The organism is Rhizobium aureum (genome assembly GCF_030182495.1).
Classification (GTDB): Bacteria; Pseudomonadota; Alphaproteobacteria; order Rhizobiales; family Rhizobiaceae; genus Rhizobium; species Rhizobium tropici_C.
This window is the reverse complement of sequence record NZ_JAQJCI010000031.1, coordinates 19,607-37,959: the sequence shown is the minus strand read 5'-3', so window position 1 is coordinate 37,959 and position 18,353 is coordinate 19,607. Positions and strand designations below refer to the sequence as shown.

General features: G+C 59.3%; 14 protein-coding genes and 1 pseudogene. All 15 read right to left on the bottom strand.

What is annotated here, in order from left to right:
* Positions 1–528 (bottom strand): annotated as a pseudogene (locus PH552_RS32740) (IS5 family transposase); the annotation flags it as partial.
* A 679-nt stretch (positions 529–1,207) separates the two neighbouring features.
* Positions 1,208–1,459, bottom strand: a complete 252-nt coding sequence (locus tag PH552_RS32735; RefSeq protein ID WP_162737086.1) for a hypothetical protein — start codon at positions 1,457–1,459, stop codon at positions 1,208–1,210.
* Positions 1,460–1,523: 64 nt separating this feature from the next.
* Positions 1,524–3,605, bottom strand: a complete 2,082-nt coding sequence (locus PH552_RS32730) for an FAD-dependent oxidoreductase (protein ID WP_113251689.1) — start codon at positions 3,603–3,605, stop codon at positions 1,524–1,526.
* A gap of 26 nt (positions 3,606–3,631) precedes the next feature.
* Entirely contained in the window at positions 3,632–4,801 is a 1,170-nt protein-coding gene (locus tag PH552_RS32725; RefSeq protein WP_113251688.1) for a Gfo/Idh/MocA family protein, read from the bottom strand.
* Positions 4,802–4,895: 94 nt separating this feature from the next.
* Positions 4,896–6,551 (bottom strand): GMC family oxidoreductase, encoded by a 1,656-nt coding sequence (locus PH552_RS32720; RefSeq protein WP_113251687.1) that lies wholly within the window; start codon positions 6,549–6,551, stop codon positions 4,896–4,898.
* 51 nt (positions 6,552–6,602) lie between these two features.
* The gene (locus tag PH552_RS32715; protein WP_113251686.1) at positions 6,603–8,108 is read right to left on the bottom strand and encodes a GMC oxidoreductase; all 1,506 of its coding nucleotides are present in this window, start codon (positions 8,106–8,108) and stop codon (positions 6,603–6,605) included.
* Positions 8,109–8,121: 13 nt separating this feature from the next.
* Complete coding sequence (locus PH552_RS32710; protein WP_113251685.1) at positions 8,122–9,237, bottom strand: ABC transporter ATP-binding protein; 1,116 nt, start codon at positions 9,235–9,237, stop codon at positions 8,122–8,124.
* Positions 9,238–9,242: 5 nt separating this feature from the next.
* Positions 9,243–10,187 carry a carbohydrate ABC transporter permease gene (locus tag PH552_RS32705; protein WP_113251684.1) on the bottom strand — a complete coding sequence of 315 codons (945 nt, stop codon included), beginning with the start codon at positions 10,185–10,187 and terminating at the stop codon, positions 9,243–9,245.
* Positions 10,184–11,131 (bottom strand): carbohydrate ABC transporter permease, encoded by a 948-nt coding sequence (locus tag PH552_RS32700; RefSeq protein ID WP_113251691.1) that lies wholly within the window; start codon positions 11,129–11,131, stop codon positions 10,184–10,186. The genes PH552_RS32705 and PH552_RS32700 overlap by 4 nt, the downstream gene beginning before the upstream one ends.
* A gap of 73 nt (positions 11,132–11,204) precedes the next feature.
* The gene (locus tag PH552_RS32695; protein WP_113251683.1) at positions 11,205–12,467 is read right to left on the bottom strand and encodes an ABC transporter substrate-binding protein; all 1,263 of its coding nucleotides are present in this window, start codon (positions 12,465–12,467) and stop codon (positions 11,205–11,207) included.
* 85 nt (positions 12,468–12,552) lie between these two features.
* Positions 12,553–14,073 carry an aldehyde dehydrogenase family protein gene (locus tag PH552_RS32690; protein WP_285166649.1) on the bottom strand — a complete coding sequence of 507 codons (1,521 nt, stop codon included), beginning with the start codon at positions 14,071–14,073 and terminating at the stop codon, positions 12,553–12,555.
* The gene (locus PH552_RS32685) at positions 14,073–14,852 is read right to left on the bottom strand and encodes an enoyl-CoA hydratase/isomerase family protein (protein WP_113251681.1); all 780 of its coding nucleotides are present in this window, start codon (positions 14,850–14,852) and stop codon (positions 14,073–14,075) included. Before PH552_RS32685 ends, PH552_RS32690 begins: the two co-directional genes overlap by 1 nt.
* Positions 14,845–16,458 (bottom strand): acyl CoA:acetate/3-ketoacid CoA transferase, encoded by a 1,614-nt coding sequence (locus PH552_RS32680; protein ID WP_113251680.1) that lies wholly within the window; start codon positions 16,456–16,458, stop codon positions 14,845–14,847. The genes PH552_RS32685 and PH552_RS32680 overlap by 8 nt, the downstream gene beginning before the upstream one ends.
* A 6-nt stretch (positions 16,459–16,464) precedes the next feature.
* On the bottom strand, positions 16,465–16,890 hold the full coding sequence (locus PH552_RS32675; RefSeq protein WP_113251679.1) for a hypothetical protein: 426 nt from the start codon (positions 16,888–16,890) through the stop codon (positions 16,465–16,467).
* Positions 16,887–17,936, bottom strand: a complete 1,050-nt coding sequence (locus tag PH552_RS32670) for a LacI family DNA-binding transcriptional regulator (RefSeq protein ID WP_113251678.1) — start codon at positions 17,934–17,936, stop codon at positions 16,887–16,889. The genes PH552_RS32675 and PH552_RS32670 overlap by 4 nt, the downstream gene beginning before the upstream one ends.
* Positions 17,937–18,353: the final 417 nt, after the last annotated feature.

Here is an 18,353-nt window from a genome sequence, read left to right as displayed (position 1 = left end):
CATTGCTGTCATATCCCTTGTCGGCCAGCAGGATATCTCCTTCACCCAGTTCGTCCGTCAACGCGTCGGCCTGGGTACAGTCGGCGACCTGCCCACCGGTCAGACGAAGGTTGACGGGGCGACCTTCGGCATCGACGAGCGCGTGGATTTTGCTCGTAAGTCCGCCGCGGGAACGTCCCATGCCGCCATCATCTCCATCCCCTTTTTTCCCGTGGCCGCATGCTGATGAACGCGGACACAGGTCGAGTCGATCATGACGATGTCACCATCGTAGGCGGCCGAGACTGCTTCGAGAAGCAGATCCCATACTCCGGCTTTGCGCCAGCGCACGAAGCGGTTGTAGCAGGTGGTCGGCGGGCCATAGCGCTCCGGGACTTCCGCCCAGGGCGAACCTGTCCGGAACCGCCAAAGGATACCGTTCAGCACCCGCCGGTCATCCACGCGGGGAACACCGCGGGGCTTGTTGGGCAACAACGGCGATATGATCGACCATTCATGCTCGGTAAGTTCGTAGCGGCGACGCGTCATCAAAGGCCTCCGTAGTTGGAAGCCTTGAATCAGAGCCGACCATAAACGACAAGCAATTTTATGAGTTTACGCCGTAAGCCGGCTCAGTTCTGCGCCGCGTGAGCGTAAACTGTTCGCCAGCGCTCGCGTCAGTTCTTGGGCGAGCGTTAAAGGACGCCGGTTGCCAGAATAGGTCCGCTCAAAATCCCGGCGACAGTGACCCACGAAAGCCGCACTGCCCAGCTCTTGATGGGACATGAACCACCGACCCACCATTAGAATCTCCGTCTATAGCAAATTCATGAGGTGTGCCAATAACGTGACTCGTCAGAATAACCGATTGATGGGCGTATGCTGACTGCCAGCATCCTGCCGGATGCCAGCGCGAAAGCCGCCCTCGCGACGAAGTGAGTGGAGGGTTCCCTTCCGGGGTGACAGAGGGACCGCAGGTTCTCTACCCTGATCAAATTCGCTTCAACTTCCAAGCTTCTAGACCTTGAGAGTCAACGCGCCGTGAACATACTGGCCTTGTCGCGGGGGGACCATGCGTCTTGGGTAGGTTTCTTCGGCACTATTGCGACATCACTCTCTCCGGTCCTGCAAGGCTACGCCCCAACTTCTCGTCGCGGACCGCGAGCTTCCTTTGGTGGGCGAGCCCCGGAATGCCGCAAAACTTCCGCTGAAAGCTGCTGGCCGAAAATCACTGCTTCGCGTAAAGCCATCCCGCCAACACAAGCCGCCAGAAAACCTTTGTTGAAAACATCGCCGGCCCTGTCGTGTCCCGGATTCTTGCAACTTCCGGAGTCACCATCTCGCCGCTCTCGTTGCCAGAGGTGAAAGTATCTGGATTCGTTCCATTCTTGACGATAATCTCCTTCCGACCCCAGCGTCGATCATTGAACGTGTCGCCCGCGTAACCGAAGCGGAACATGTTCGCACCATCGGGCGCCATTTCGATCATCGCCTCGGCGATGGCGACAATCTTTCTCGATGCAAACTCGATCTCCGGGACACTCTCAACGAGTCTCGAGATCGTAGATGCGCCCTGTGAGCCACGCCGGCCAGTCCCGTTCGAAGAAGGACTTAGCGCTCTCGTCGAACGTCCGGTTCTGACGAGTATGGATATCGAAGCCTCCGGTGCCCATTCGCACCACTATCTGCTCGTGACGGTGCTCGTCGCGCTCCTTGCGGAAGCGAAACTCCTCGAGCGGACCCGACTTGGAAAGAGGCAGGAATTCACCGTTGCGATCACAGATCGCCCGCGCGCCGCGGCTACCGCCGCCGTTTACGATGAAGAAGTCCAAGGCGGCGAGGACGGCTTCGGATGCGACCGCCATCTGGCACCATTGAACGGCGCGGGCTGCCTCTGCGGCCCGATCGTAGGCTATCCCATGCGCGCTGATGCTCTTATTGAGCAGCCGCGCCTCCTGCAGCGCCTTGGTGACGCTGCGCGGATCGCAGATCAAGCCGGCCTTGTCGCTCATGCGCGCCTGTACCTCGACGCGGATTGCCTTCACAGATAGCTCACTGTCGGGGCGAAGGAGCGCGTTGATTTCGGCCATACTCCGTTCGGCAGCATCCCTGATGTCCGCACCAGGTGCTGTGCGAGCTTTCCCGCCGGCAGATATGTGCTCCGCGACGCGTGTCCCGAACACCTGTCCTGCGTTGAGTGCCGCGCCTCCTGGACGTGTAACGCCATGAGTCCCGGCCGCTTCGCCGATTGCGTAGCAACCGGCAAGGTTGCTGCGCCCCCAAATATCGACCATGATCCCCCCGTTCATATGCTGGTTGTTTACAGCAAACTCCAGGGGCTGTTCAGCAACATTGATTTTGTAGCGGCGGTAGAGTTCGATCGAAAGCGGGTTCATGTGCCGAAGACGATCAATCGGCATCTCCTGGCGCGCCCCTGCGTTTCCAAGATACTGGCTGACATCATGGTCGAGCCGTTCCAGCGAGAATGGCAGGTCACCGCGAACAGGCAGCGGGTTCCTGTTGAAGTCCATGAAAACCCGACGACTGGCAATGCTCTCTCGATAGATGGCGAGATCCACAAGGCTCGATCCGAAATCGAGCATGCGGGTGGAATGGAATGGCCATTGGTAGCCTTTCCGGAATATGTTCGATGCCAATTCCTGGGTGGTCCGGTAGTACTCGGCGAGGAAATGATGCTCGTTTCCTTCGGCGTCGACCGAAAAGATATGGGGAATGGCCTGCACGTAGGTACCGGAAAGATTCCACGGGAATCCCTCCCGGCGAGTGCCGATCCCGAACTGGCTCTCCGTCAGATTCACCAGTTCGATGCCCGCTTCAAGGGCCAGGCCCAGAGATCCGAAGCAGCCGTTCGGATAGACACTGTCTCGGTAGAGTTCTCCGGGTCCACCGGCGGCCAATACCAGAACGTTGCAGACGAAGAGAGCCAAGCCGAGGGGGTTCTTGTCGCGTCGGTCGCCCGCCTTCATGACGAGCACGCCGCAGATTCGGCTTTCGCCCCCCTGCTCGTCCTTCAGTATCTTCACGGCCGTTGCGTGGTTATAGAACGGGATCCCAAGACGTATCGCCTCCTCGGCGAGCACCTTGACCATCAGCCTCGACGTTCTTGGTCCGCAGCTCGTTGCGCGACCGACCTCGTCGTGGTCGGTCTGATATCGCAACGTCCCGCCAAGCGGCTCCTGCGGAAGTGGCAGGCCCAGGAACTGCAGCGACGCCATCATGCGTGACGAGCCGACAGCCTCGACATAGGCCGTGTCCTCGTCCATCGCACCACCTGCACGGATTGCGCGGGCCATCGCCTTATAATTGTCGCCTCGGTCAGCGGTATTTGCGGTGTGCAGCGTCTGCTTGTCGGAGCCGGAACAAGCCGAGGTACCGCCCCAGGCGCTTTGGCTGACGATCACCACATCGTCGCCGCGCCGTTTCAGTTCGACCGCCGCGCGCAGCCCCGCCGCGCCGGATCCGACGATCACACAGCCGGCGCGATAGACGGGCACGTCGATGCCCGCGAGGCGGACTATCTCCGTGGACACCGTCTCGGGGGCCAGCCGCGGCATGTCGACATCCGTCAGCGCGTCGAGGATGTGTTGTGGAACATCGATGGTCATTGGAGTAGGTCCTTGCGACGTCTGAATCAGGAGAGCGGGATGTCGACCCAGCGCTTCAGGCGCGAGGATTCCATGCAGGCGTCGACGATCTGGCAGATGTGATGGCCGCTTTCGAACGTCGGCCACATGGGTGTCTTCGTCGTGATCGACTTGATGACTTCTGCAGCCTCGATGATTTTGGTCTCATTGTAGCCAAGCGCGAAGTTCGGCAGTGGCAAGAAGGCCCTGAAGGTCGAGTTTTCCGGACCAACGTCGATCTCGCGGAAGCCAGCGCGGCCATTCCGGTCGTCGTTCGTATAGAAGCGAAGACGGTTCACTTCATCATAGTTGTAGAGGATGCTGCCCTTGGTGCCGTAGATCTCATAGGTCTGCATGAACTTGCGGCCAGTGGCAACACGGCTGAAGTCGACGATGCCGGCCGCGCCATTCTCGAAGCGGCAAAGCAGATTGGTGGCATCGGCGTTCGTGATGTCCGCCCACGTCTCGTCCCCCTTCAGCGCGACCTTTTCCCCATAGCCAAGTCCTTCGACTATAGGGCGTTTGGAGGTGATAATCAGGTTGTCGGCGATCAGCGAACTCACGCGACCGACAAGGAACTCCATGAAGCTGAAGACATGCGAACCTGTGTCTCCGATGATCCCCGTCGGGGCGAGCCTGCCGTCAGCACGCCACATAAAGGGTGTCAGAGGATCACCGTAAATGTCGATGTGCTGGCAGCCCTTGAACATCTTGATTGCGCCGATCTCGCCAGCGTCGATGATTTCCTTGGCGAGATCGTGAACCGGGTTGCGCGGGAACGCATGCCCCACTCTTGTGATGACGCCTTTTTCCCTGGCGATGTCTGCTAGTTCACGGGCTTCGGCGGCCCTGTTCGCGAGTGGCTTTTCGCAGTAGACATGCTTTCCGGCGAGCAGCGCGGCTCTCGCCACTTCATAATGCAGGCTATCGGGCAGACAGATGTCGATAAGGTCGATTTCCGGGTCGTTCACGACCTGCTGCCAGGACTGCAATATCTTGGCGCCGGGAGCCCGACAAGCGAGATCGTCTGCGGCTGCAGCGTTGGCTTCCACGATCGCCACAACGCGAGCGGTCCCGCCTGAGGTTCCGAAGAAGTGTGGGAACGTCTGGTAGGCCATCGTGTGCACTTTGCCCATCCAACCCGAACCGCCGAGAACCGCTACCTTAACTTCGGTCATCACGAGAAACTCCTCTCAAATCCGGTTCCACTCACCGGAAGCTGGTTTTCGCTTGCACCGCACGATGGCGATGGCGTTTTCTGCTTGCAGGTCTCTACCGGACAGCGGCTCGCGCCCTCGGGCGGGAGTCATTGCGCTCGTGGGTAAAGATTGCCGACGGAAGTGGCGGCAGGCCGCGGATGATGTCCGAGCCCTTTTCGCCAACCATGATCGTCGGTGCGTTCGTATTGCAGGAGGGCACCCTGGGCATGACCGAGGAATCGCAGACACGCAGCCCTTCAAGCCCATGGACCTTGAGATCGAGGTCGACGACGGCGTCGTGCCCCGTGCCCATCTTGCATGTCCCGACGGGATGGTGGTCCGTCTTGGCGTTCGCGCAGCCGTATTCGAAAAGCTGCTCGTCGGTCATGACCTTGGGGCCGGGAAGACGTTCGGCCAGCACGAACGGCTTGAGGGCGTCCTGCTGCATGATTTCGCGTGCGATCTTCAGGCCTTCGACGGACATTTTCCTGTCGTGCGGGTCCGACCAATAGTTCGGATCGATAAGGGGTGCGGCCGTTGGATCGGACGAAGACAGACGGACCATCCCGCGCGATCTCGGATGAAGGTACGCGGAGTTCAATGTGACACCTGCATTCTTCAGACGCTCGACGCCAGCCTCGATGCCGGATCCGAGGCCGAGATGAAACTGGATATCCGGCGAACGGGCATCAGGGTCGGCATACCAGAAGCCGCCTGTCTCGAAGAGCGACGATGCGACAGGACCGGTGCGGAAGAGCATGTATTCCATGCCCGCCCACAGGGTGCGATGCAGCTTCGCGACACCATCATAAGTGTGGTCGCCAGTGCATTCGGCAATGACGAATAGATCGAGATGGTCCTGCAGGTTGCCACCGACGCCCGGAAGATCGTGAAGGACCTTCAAGCCGACTGAACGCAGGTGTTCGCCGGGTCCGATGCCAGATTGAAGAAGAAGCTTCGGCGAGCCGATCGCTCCTGAGGAAACCAGAACTTCCCGATCGGCACGAATGATCTCCAGGCCCCGTCCGGCCGCAATCTCGACGCCCACGGCCCGCGTGCCTTCCAGCACGATGCGCGTGACGCGCGCTCCGGTGCGGACCTTCAGGTTCTTGCGGCTCTTGATCGGCGAAATATACGCCATCGAAGCCGAGGAACGGCGATGGTCGCGCTGGGTGACTTGGTAGAAGCCAACGCCCGCCTGCTGCCGGCCGTTGAAGTCGGGGTTGTAGGGAATACCTAGTTCCTGCCCCGCGCGAATATAGGCATCGCAAATGGGCAGCGGCGCGGCCGGCATGGATACGCCGAGCGGACCGCCATAGGAATGATAGTCGTCAGCGAAGCGCTGATTGTCCTCGGCACGTTTGAAGTAGGGAAGGATCGAGCGATAGTCCCAGCCTTCGCAACCGTCTTCGCTCGCCCAGAGGTCGTAGTCGGCGGAATTCCCGCGGGTGTAGAGCTGGGCGTTGATCGACGAGCCGCCGCCGATGACCTTGGCCTGCGTATACCGCAGAACCCTGCCGTTCATGTGCTTCTGAGGCACTGTATGCCAGCCCCAGCTCGCGACGCCCTTCGTCATCTTTGCGAAGCCGGCCGGCATATGAAACAATGGATTCCAATCGCCTCCGCCCGCTTCCAGGAGGAGAACGTTGACGTTTGGGTCTTCGCTAAGCCGGTTTGCAAGCACGCATCCGGCCGGACCCGCTCCCGTGATAATGTAGTCGAAACGCATTTTGCTAATCCTGTTGGATGCTAGGCAACGATGGCTCCATGTCGGCATTGATCATGACCCGAGATCCTTCGATGCTATGTGGTCCGCCACGCGAAGCGCCTGGCTCGCCACCGTCAGAGCGGGATTGACCGCTGCCGATGTCGGCAGGAAACTGGCGTCCACGACGAAGAGATTCTCATGGTCGTAAGAGCGACAGTATGGGTCCAGAGGCGCGGCGGCGGGATCATTTCCGATCCTGATGGTTCCGCATTGGTGCGACGGGGTGCGCTTGTCGAACGCTCTGGCCAGCACGATCGGGAACCCGATCGACTTCAGGATCTGCTTCAGCTTCGCGACGAGTGCGAGGTGTGCGTCCCAGTTCGTCCGCTGCCAGTGCAGGATGACGCGATCGCCATCGACCATAACTCGACTGTCCGGATTGGGTATGTCCTCGCTCATCGCATAGAAGTCGATTGCATGTCCCGTAACGAGATTGAGAAGCCATTCCGGCACGCTTGGGAGAGACCCCTTGAGGATTTTGGCTGACACGCGTCCGAGAAGCTGCACATTGCCGAGGGGAAACCCGCCCTCTCCGTCTGAAAGATAGAAGTCGTTGAATGCGAACGTCTTCTGATAGACGGACGTGTTGCGGAATGTCGGCGAAACGCCAATCACGGCCGAAGCGTTGTGATTCATGAAATTGCGCCCGATCTGATCGGAAGAATTGGCAAGACCATTCCTGTAGCGGTCGTTCGCCGAGCGCAGCAGCAGAACCGACGACTGAACGGCACCCGCAGACAGGACGACAATTTTCGGGGTGACGGACAGCGTCTGTCCGTTTCTGACGTAGACGACCTTCTCAATCTTGCCGCCTTCACCGGTCTCCAGTCGGACCACGCGCGAGTTCGTTTGGAGGACGACACTCGGATGCTTCATTGCGATGGAGAGCGCCGCCGTTTCGGCATCCATCTTGCCGTCCTTCGAATTCGGATGAGCGTCCCACGGTGTCTTCGCCTTGGCCAGCCAGCTGTCGATATCGATGCCAAGCGGCAAAGAAGACGGGTGCAGCCCCTTGCTCTTGAGACGCGCTCTTACGTCGGCAATGGGAGCTTCATCGGGAACTGGCGGGTATTCATATCCGAGCGAATGGTGCGGCTCGGTCGGGTCTTCGCCGAGAGTGCCGCGTACGTTGTACATGCGCTCCGCACGGCTATACCAGGGCTCTAAAACCTCGTATGGAAACGGCCATGCCGGGGAAACGCCTTCCCGATGCTTGACAACCCCGAAGTCCTCCTTGCGATAGCGGGACAATACCGCGCCGTAGAATTTCGAGTTGCCGCCCACGTTGTAGTAGTTGCCGGGATTGAAACCCTTTCCATCGGCTTCGTACCATGTCTCCTTCGGTCGGAAGTGTCCGCGTTGGAAGATGGCTCGCTGGTCGCGATTGACCGGCAGGTCGGCTATGTGATCACCCGCTTCGAGGATGAGGATCTGGGCGCCGCTCGCGGCCAGGCCGGCCGCCACGGTCGATCCGCCCATGCCTGAGCCAATGATAACGATATCGGGGGTGACGTTCATTTCAATTCCTGTCCTACGCGATCCGGACCTGGGTCTGCGGATCGAAGAAGACGACCTTGTCGAGGTTGAACGCCAGGCGTGCCGTCTCGCCCGCGTTGATCCGGGCATCGGCCCGCAGTCGCGCGACGACTTCCTTGCCGCCAAGCTTGGTGACCGCGAAAGTGTCCGATCCAGCCGGCTCGACGACCTCGATAAGGCAATCGTTTTCCGCCAAGCTCCGGGCATTTCTGTCCGCACCTTCCGGATCGGTCAGAGCTTCGGGACGAATGCCGAAGACAACATTGCGGTCCTCATAGGCCGCCAACGACGTCAGGCTGGGGGCGATCGGGAGCTTCATAGCTTCTCCGGCAGCTCGCTCGAGCGATACTGCAAGGCCGTTTGAATCCTTCAGGATCTTGCCCGAGAGGAGGTTCATGGCCGGCGATCCCATGAAGTCCGCGACAAACATATTCGCCGGATTGTTGTAGATTTCCGCGGGCGTGCCAAACTGTTGAACAACACCGTCTCTCATGACGGCGATCTTCGTCGCAAGCGTCATAGCCTCAATCTGATCATGCGTGACGTAGACGATCGTCTTGCCGGTCGTCTGGTGAAGGCGCTTGATTTCCGTACGCATATCGACACGAAGCTTGGCGTCGAGATTGGAGAGCGGTTCGTCGAAGAGAAACAGCTTCGGGTCGCGGACCAGGGCACGGCCCATTGCCACGCGCTGCCTTTGCCCCCCCGAGAGCTGGCTCGGCTTGCGATCGAGCAAATGGCCGATCTGCAGCACCTTTGCGACCTTGTCGATCGCCTGCTTGCGTTCTTCGGCGGGTACGCCGCGCATTTCCATCCCGAAGGCAATGTTTCCTGCCACCGTCATGTTCGGATAGAGCGCATAGCTCTGGAACACCATTGCGATGTCACGCTTGGACGGATGCAGGTCGGCGATGCTGCGGTCTTCCACGCGAATATCGCCTTCAGTGATGGTCTCGAGACCGGCGATCGTGTTGAGCAGCGTTGACTTGCCGCAACCGGACGGACCGACGAGCACGAGGAAGCCGCCCTTTTCCAGTTCAAGGTCGATGCCCTTGAGTATTTCAAGGGCGCCGTAGCGCTTTTTGAGGCCGGAGATGTTGAGGAAGGCCATTGTGATTATCCTTTGACAGCGCCCGCCATCAGTCCGCGAACGAAATAGCGGCCGGCGACGATATAGACGATGAGGGTGGGCATGGCGGCGATCATCGCGGCGGCCATGTTGACGTTGTATTCAACCACGCCAGTCGAGGTGTTGACGACATTGTTCAAAGCAACGGTCATTGGCATCGAGTCACCTGAGCCTGCGTAAGCCGACGCAAACAGGAAGTCGTTCCAGATATTAGTGAACTGGTAGATGACCGTGACGACGATGATCGGCAGCGAGTTCGGCATCATGATGCGGCGGAAGATCTGGAAGAAGCTTGCTCCGTCGACCTGGGCTGCGCGCACGAGCTCGTTTGGAAAAGCCTCATAGTAGTTGCGGAAGAACAGCGTAGTGAAGCCGAGACCATAGATGACATGGACAATGACGAGATTAACCGTCGAGTTGCCGAAGCCCAACGATGTACCGATCTCGTCACTCAACGTCGCTCCGAACCGGCCGAGCTCGCCAAGAATGCTTGCCATGGGAAGCAGCACCGCCTGGAACGGAATGAAGCAGGCAAATAGCATAAGACCGAAGACCAGCGTGTGTCCTGGAAAACGCCATTTCGTCAGAATGTAGCCGTTCAACGCGCCGAGGATGGTGGAGATCGCTACGGCGGGTACGACCATCTTGATCGAATTCCAGAAGTAGCCTTTGATGCCGGCGCACGTCAGACCGACACATGCCTCGCCCCAGGCCTTGAACCAAGGATCGATGGTCGGAGACTGAGGCAAGGCCAGCATGTTGCCGTTCTGGATCTCGTCCATGGTCTTGAACGAAGTAACCAGCATGACGAATAGTGGCATCAGATAAATGATCGCAAATATGACCAGCAGGCCGTAGATGATCGTGCGGTTGATCCACCTCCTACTGGCGATACTTTCCGATGGTGAAGACAGGATGGAAATGGAGGTCATCGCGCCTTCTCCTTCAATTCGGAATAGAGGTAGGGAACGATGATCGCGGAGATCGTCATCAGCATGATGATCGCGCTCGCCGAGCCTACGGCCATCTCGTTGCGCTTAAAGGTGTATTCATACATGAAGTTGGATGGCAGCCACGCCGAGCCGCCAGGCCCGCCGGAAGTCAGAGCCACGACAAGGTCGTAGGACTTGATCGCCATGTGAGCAAGCACGATGAAGGCCGACAGAAAGACAGGGCGCAGCAACGGAATGATGATGCGGCGATAGAGTTGACCAGTCGTCGCGCCATCAATCTGGGCGGCCTTCATGATCTCGCTGTCGATGCCGCGCAGGCCGGCGAGGAACACTGCCATGACGAAGCCGGAGGCCTGCCATACGCCGGCGATGACGACGGTATAGATGACGAAGTCCTTGTTCTTGATCCAGTCGAAATGGAAGCTCGTCCAACCGAAGTGATGCAGCGTCTGCTCAAGGCCGAGGCCCGGATCGAGGAACCATTTCCAGGCAACGCCGGTGACGATAAACGACAGCGCCATCGGATACAGGAAGATCGGTCGCAGCATTCCCTCGCCACGAATCTTCTGATCCAGTAAGATCGCCAGAAACAGGCCCAGCGCCAGGCAGATGCCGACATAAAGCACGCCAAAGATGCCCATGTTGGTGATGGATGTGTACCAACTGGAGGGCGGATCGCTTTCGAAAGTCCAGCGCCACAGGCGCTGGTAGGCACGCGCGCCGGTCAGGGCGTAGGATGGAAAGGTCTTCGAATTGGTGAAGGACAGATAGGCCGTCCATGCGATAAAGCCATACACGAAGACAATGGTAATCGCGAAGCTTGGAGCAAGCACGATCTGTGGCAGCGCGTTTTGGATCCGCATGCGCATGGATGTGCGCTTCCCGCGTACAAGAATCGGTTCGGTGGTGGCGACAGTGCTCATGATAAGCATCCCTTCGGGCGGTCTCGAGCGGGCATCTTCCCCGCGATTTCCGCGGGGAAGCTTGCAGCCGCACTTAGCGTGCGTCGTCGATTGCCTGGACGAGTTGCTTGACAGCTTCGTCGGAGGTCTTGATCTGGCCATGGACGAATTTAGACACGACGTCCTTGTAGGCATTTGCGATTGCCGGAGGCGCGCCATAACCCTGCGCCAGCGAACCGAACAGCGTGCCCTTCTCGTTGGCGGCCTTCAGGTCGGCTATACCCTTCTTGCCGCACGCATCGAAGTCGGTATCGGGAACATCAGTCCGGGCCGGAACCGACCCCTTGACGACATTGAAGGCCGACTGGAAGCTCTTTGACAGCGTTGCCGTCGCGAGCGCAACCTGCGCCGCCTTACGATCCTCCGGCACCTTGAACATGCCGAACATATCGGAATTGTAGATCACGCTACCTTCGGTGCCGGGGAAGCGATAGCAGAGGAAGTCCTTGTTCGGCGTCTTCTTGGCGGCAACGAATTCGCCCTTGGCCCAGTCGCCCATGACCTGCACGAGCGCATCGCCCTTGATGACCATCGCGGTCGCGAGATTCCAGTCACGACCGGAGAAGTTCGGATCGACGTACTTGATGATCTTGGCGAGATTGTCGAACGATTTCTTCATCGTGTCCGACTTCAGCGTCTCCTCGTCGAGGTCGTTCATCGCCTTCTTGTAAAATTCTGGACCGCCGGTCGACTCCACGATCGAGTCGAACATCGTCGCTTCCTGCCAATTCTGGCCGCCCAAAGCGAGCGGAACGACGCCCGCGGCCTTTGCCTTTTCGAGAAGCGCGATCAGGTCGTCGAACGTCTTCGGTTCCGTGCCACCGATCTTGTCCATGACGGCCTTGTTGATCCACAACCAGTTCACCGAGTGAACATTGACCGGGGCTGCTACCCATTTGCCGTCGTATACGGAAAACTTCTGCAGCGCCGCCGGAACGGACTTGTCCCAGCCTTCCTTCTTGGCGGTTTCAGTCAGATCACCCATGACGCCGGCCTGGGCGTAGTCGAGAACGGTGTAACCGAGCATCTGCGAGGCGGTCGGATAATTGCCCGCAGCAACCATCGCTTTCAGCGCGGTCATTGCCGCGTCACCGCCACCACCTGCAACGGGAACGTCCTTCCACGCGTAGCCTTCCTTGGCGAGATCCTGCTTCAGAACATTGAGTGCCGCAGCCTCGCCGCCGGATGTCCACCAATGCAGCATCTGCACTTCTTTCACGTCGGCGGCGTGTACCACAGCAGTGGCACCAGCAAATGCAAGTGCAATCACAGCAGTAGATGTCAGAAACTTGCGCATTCAATCCTCCCAGTGCAAGTTCGAGGTACGGGACCCATTCCCGCACCGATCACCCGCCCTCCTCGGGCGTAGTACTGTTGCCGGCCTAGGCCAGCGTTCCCTTTTTCGGCATCCACCAGTTCGTCCGGGTGCCGATATGCATATTGAGCGTCTTAGTTTCGGTGTAATCCTCGACGGCATGGCGGCCCAGCTCGCGGCCGAGGCCGGATTGCTTGTAGCCACCGAAAGGAAGCTCCGAAGCACCGTCCATGAAGGTATTCATCCAGACCGTCCCGGCACGGACCTTTCTGCCGATCGTTAGGCACGTGTCAAAATCGCGGCTCCAGACGGCGGCCGAAAGGCCGTAGTCGATGGAATTCGCGATTTCGATCGCTTCCGCGCTTGTCTCAAATGTCAGAACAGAAAGAACTGGCCCGAACACTTCGTCGCGTGCAACCGCCATATCCGGCGTGACAGCTTCGAGAATGGTCGGAGCCATGAACTGGCCGATGCCGAAGTCAAGCGCTTCGCCGCCATGAGCGATCCGCGCGCCGTCGCTTCTCGCGCCAGCCACATAGGTATTGATCTTTTCGAGGTGCTGGGGCGTGATGATGGCACCGACCTGGGTGCTTGGATCGAGCGGATCACCGACCTTGACGTCCTTCGTCAGCTCGGCGACGCGCTTGACGATGTCTGATGCAATCGCGTTGTGCAGGATTAGTCGCGAGCCGGCGTTGCAGCATTCGCCGGCGTTGAAGTAAGCGCCGAATACGGCAGCATCGATGAAGGCATCGAGATCCGCATCCGGGAAAACGATCTGCGGGTTCTTGCCGCCGAGCTCGAGCGAGACCTTCTTCAACGTCTGGGCAGCGTTCGTCATCGTCAGCTTGCCCACTCCCGTCGATCCCGTGAAGGACACCATGTCCACGTGCGGATGCGTTGTCATGATCGCCCCTACGTCCGCTCCAGTGCCCGTGATAATGTTGACCGCACCGTTCGGAAGGCCGGCCTCTTGCAGGATCTCACCCAGTAGAAGCGTAGATCCGGAGGTGAGTTCGGAAGGTTTGACGACCGTCGTGCAGCCGGCAGCAAGGGCGAAGGGCAGCTTCTGGCCGACGATCAGGAACGGGAAATTCCACGGTGTGATGATCGACACCACACCGATCGCTTCACGAAGGACGACGCCCAGCGTGCCGTCGCCCAGGGTGTTATAGCTCTCGCCATGCAGGTCGCGGGCGAGCGCGGCCGCATAGCGCCATATGTCAATAGAACCGGCAATCTCTCCGCGAACCTGGGAGATCGGCTTTCCGGCTTCGATGGCGTCGAGATAGGCGAGTTCCTCGGAGCGCGCAGCGATCAGATCGGCGGCTTTCAGAAGAACGGCGGACCGTTGGGACGCCGTCATCCGAGGCCAGGGTCCATGATCAAAGGCTTTGCGCGCAGCGGCAATCGCGCGCTCGGCATCCGCCTTCGTGCCCTTCGGATAGCGGCTGACGACGACGCCGTGGCTCGGTGCAATGCGTTCGAGCGGGTGTGAAGAACCAGCTTCCCACTTGCCGTCGATCAGCATCCTAAAGTCGCGCGCCTTGTGGTCGGCAAGTGCCTTCGGTGTAACCAGAACCGTCATTACCATTCTCCTTTGAACTGTGCCGGGCGCTTTTCAGTGAAGGATGCAATCCCTTCCTTGAGGTCTCCGGTCTTTGCGACGAGGATCGAGCCCAAGGCCTCGACGGCGGCCCCATTGTCCTCGCCATTGGCGCAGGCGATCATGAGCTTTACGACCTCCAGGGCCGCCGGACCGCGCGCCGCGATACGCTCCGCGTATTCCGTTGCTGCAGCCACGCCATTGCCTGGGGATGTCACGGCGTCGACAAGCCCCAGTGCTTCCGCTTGGTGTGCGGTGAAGATTTCTCCACCGAGCGCCATACGGCGAACGACCTGGGCGCCGAAGCGTTTCACCAGACGCTGGGTACCCGACCAGCCCGGCACCATACCAAGTCCCGTTTCGGGAAGCCCGATCTTGATGTGCTTTTCCGCAATGCGGATGTCGGCAACGCCGGCAAGTTCGAGGCCGCCGCCAAGCGCGTGTCCATTGAGAGCCGCAATGAGTGGGACGCGAAGCGTGGCGAGGCGCTCGAAGATGCGATGGCCATGACGGACCCATGCGTGACCGAATTCCTCTGGACGCATCCCGCCCCAGGCCCTGATGTCGCCGCCCGACGAGAAGCCCTTCCCCTCGCCCGTCAGGATGGCCACCCGGACGTGGGAATTGGCTTCGACGTCGTCCGCGGCGGCGGCGAGCGCCATCAGCATGTCCAGGTCGAGAGCATTGAGCTTCTCCGGCCGGGAGACCGTCATGATCGCGATGTGGCCCTGCACATCAATCTTCACGGCACCGCTAGCCATTGAAGACGCCCTCCAGAACGCGGGCCGATTTCTTGGGAAGCGAAAGACCGATGTTCGCTTCCACGAAAAGGCTTGCCTCCATCGTCTTGAGATTTTCGGACACGATCAGCGGGAATTCCGACTGATCGAGAATGTGCTGCCGGAGGTCGACACCGGGTGCGATCTCGGTCAGGACGATACCGGCAGGCGTTAGCTTCATGACGCACCGCTCGGTGACGTAGGTGATGTCCTGCCCTTGCTCGACGGCGCGCTTACCCGAAAAGGTGACGTGCTCGACCTCGCTGACCAGTTTCTTGAGTTTGCCTTCCTTCTCGACAACGAGCTTGCCGTCTACAATGTCAAGCTTGGCGCCTGCGTTGAACATGCCGGAGAAGACGATCTTCCTCGCGCGGGCCGTGATGTCGACGAAGCCACCCGCGCCAGCAGTGACATGGGGACGGAACGACAGCTTCGAAACGTTGACAGAGCCATCCTTACCGATCTCAAGAAACGAGAGGAGCGAAGCATCAAAGCCAGCACCCTGGAAGTAGGTGAACTGATAGGGCGACGGCATGTAGGCGTCAGCATTCGACGCGCAGCCGAAAGCGAAGTCGAGAAGCGGCACACCGCCAACCGCTCCCTGCTCGATCACCCAGGTCACGGCGCCATGCAGACCTTCTTCCATAAGGATGCGCGGAACGTTTGCTGAGATACCGAAACCGAGGTTCACACAACTTCCGACCTGCAGCTCCTGCGCGACACGACGGGCGATGACCTTCTGGATATTGAACTCCGGCACCCGGAACGAGTCCAGCGGTCTGAAAATTTCGCCGGATATCGCGGGATCGTAGAGCGTCTGCGTCGTCTGCTTCTGCTCCGGATCGACGACGAGGTAGTCGACGAGCATGCCGGGCACGCGCACGTCGTGGGGCCTCAGCGAGCCTTCCTTTGTGATGCGCTTGACCTGCGCGATGATGAGGCCGCCATTGTTGCGAGCGGCAAGTGCCTGGTCGAGACCACCCAGGTATGCGCCCTCATGTTCATAGGTCAGGTTGCCGCGCTCATCGGCGGTCGTTGCGCGAATGATCGCAACTTGAGGCACGATCGCCGGGAAATAGAGGTATTCTTCGCCCTCGAAAGACACACGCTTGACCACGGCTTCCATTGTGCCGAGGTCGTTCATCGCGCAACCCTGACGGTTCGGGTCGACAAAGGTCTCGAGGCCAACCTTCGTGAGGACGCCCGGGCGCTTCGCCGCGGCTTCGCGATGGATATCGAACATGATGCCCGATGGAATGTTGTAGGCCGGGATTTCGTTGTTGGTGATCATCTGCCAGATGAGCGGCGGTTCCGCGCTCGACGGGCCGGAGGGATAGGATCCACCGATGATCTTTTTCATCAGGCCCTTCTTCGCGATGTAGTCGACGCCCTTGATACCGCTCATGTCGCCGGCGGCGATCGGATGAAGCGTCGTGAGATCGCGCGGATGCCCGGTTGCGTCGAACCGCTCCCCGATGGCCTTCAGCACCAAGTCGGGGCAGCCGAGGCCGCTCGACGACGAAACTGAGACAATCGCGCCGTCGGGGATGAGGGCAGCGGCTTCGGCTGGTGTGATATGCTTGGTCATTTCCGTTTAGATTCCTATTTCAACTTTGACGGATGGACCTGTCGCCACCGCCTTATTGAAGGCGAGCGCGATGGCAGGCGACCAGAGCCCGGCCTCGGCCGTGACCGATGGCGATCCCTCCTTCATTGCGGACAGGAACGCTTTGAGGTTCGTCGCAAAGATAACGCCGACCCTTGCGACCGCCGCAGCGATTGCCTGGTTACGATGAAGTTCGTTAGTCGTGGAAATGTAGACGGCACCGTTCTGAGGATCGGAGACGAGCCCCGCGAACTCGGAGGTGCGTCCACGATACGGTTTTCGGCAGCATGGCTGCGAACCCGTTCGGCGCTCGACCTCATAACCGACACGGCTTCCCCCAGTTTCGCGATTCGCACCGAATATCCACTCGCGCACAATCGTGCTTGCGCTTATAAGTCGCCAGCCAGGAGTCATGCCTGTTCCCTCGCTCGTGAGACTCCGTTCGCAGCGCCGCAAGTTTCACGGACCACCAGCCGGACCGAGGAGACAATGGCTTCGGCTTCCGCCTTTCCGGCACTGATCTGTTTCAGGAGAAGCTGCGCGGCACGACGGCCTATTCCTTGAGGATCGACCGAGATGGTTGTCAAAGCGGGAACGGCGGTTTTTGCCTCGATCACGTCGTCGAAGCCGATGACTGCGAAGTCCCTGCCAGGCTCCAGCGCTCTCGCGCGAAGGCCGTCGCAAACCCCAAATGCGACTGCGTCGTTGAAGCATACGGCGGCCGTGGGCTTATCTCCGATCGACAGCGCGCGCTCGATCGCTTCTGCTCCACCCGCACGCGACGGCGGGGAATCGACGATAAGATCCTCGCCGCAATCCAGTCCACAGGCAGCAGCAGCGGCCCGATAGCCGGCCAGACGCTCCCCGAATACCGCGGTGTCACGGAAACCGCCGAGAAATGCGATGCGGCGATGACCAAGGGACACTAGGTGCTGCACGGCTACGAAGATGCCCTCGCGATTGTCTGAAACAACTGACGAAGCCTTTGCTCCCGGCACATTTCTAACGGCGACCACAACCGGAATGCCGGCAGCTACAAGCGGCTTTAGGTCGGCAGCCTCCGTCGCGCGCGCTGGTGAAAGGATGAGCCCAGAGATGCCATGCTCGCGCATCGACGCAATGACCTCCCGCTGACGGTCGAGATTCTCGCTTGTGTTTGACAGGAACTGTACGAACCCGGCGGACTGCACGACCATATCTACGCCCACCGCTAACTCGGCAAAGAAGCCGTTTGTCAGGTCGTTGACGACGACGCCGATGATCTTCGACTTCGACCCGGACTGCCTGAGATTAGCGGCACCGCGATTATAGACGTAACCGAGCTCGCGCATCACTGCGTTGACCTTTGCTCTCGTGCCGTCGCTGACCTGCGGAGAGCCTTGCAGGACCAGCGAGACGGTCGACTTCGACACGCCCGCCGCCTTCGCAATATCAATGACGGTGACCCGCCCCTTTGTCATGAGCCCCTCCCATGGCGCGACTATATTCAGGCTTTTAATTGGAACGTTCCAATTCTGCAAGCGCGATTTATTACGAATTCCACACCCAGCGCGGTGATGAACATTTATCTATATGATTTTTAACGTGCATTCTCATAAAAATAATTTAAGTATGAAAACGGCATGCATTTTCGACATCTGGAACGATCCAATTTGCGCGTTATTCAGATTACGTGACACGCCGTCATCCTCGAGCTTTATGGCGCTCAGCTACATTGGATACAGACCATAATATCTGAACAGCTGACATGAGGGCGCAAAACGTCGACCCACGCTTGGCGGTAACGCCACTTTTAAAAATCACGAGCTAGAGTCGATAAAATGAGATCTGTTGATGTGAGGGGATCAGGACCCGCGACCTTGGTATCAAAAAAACTC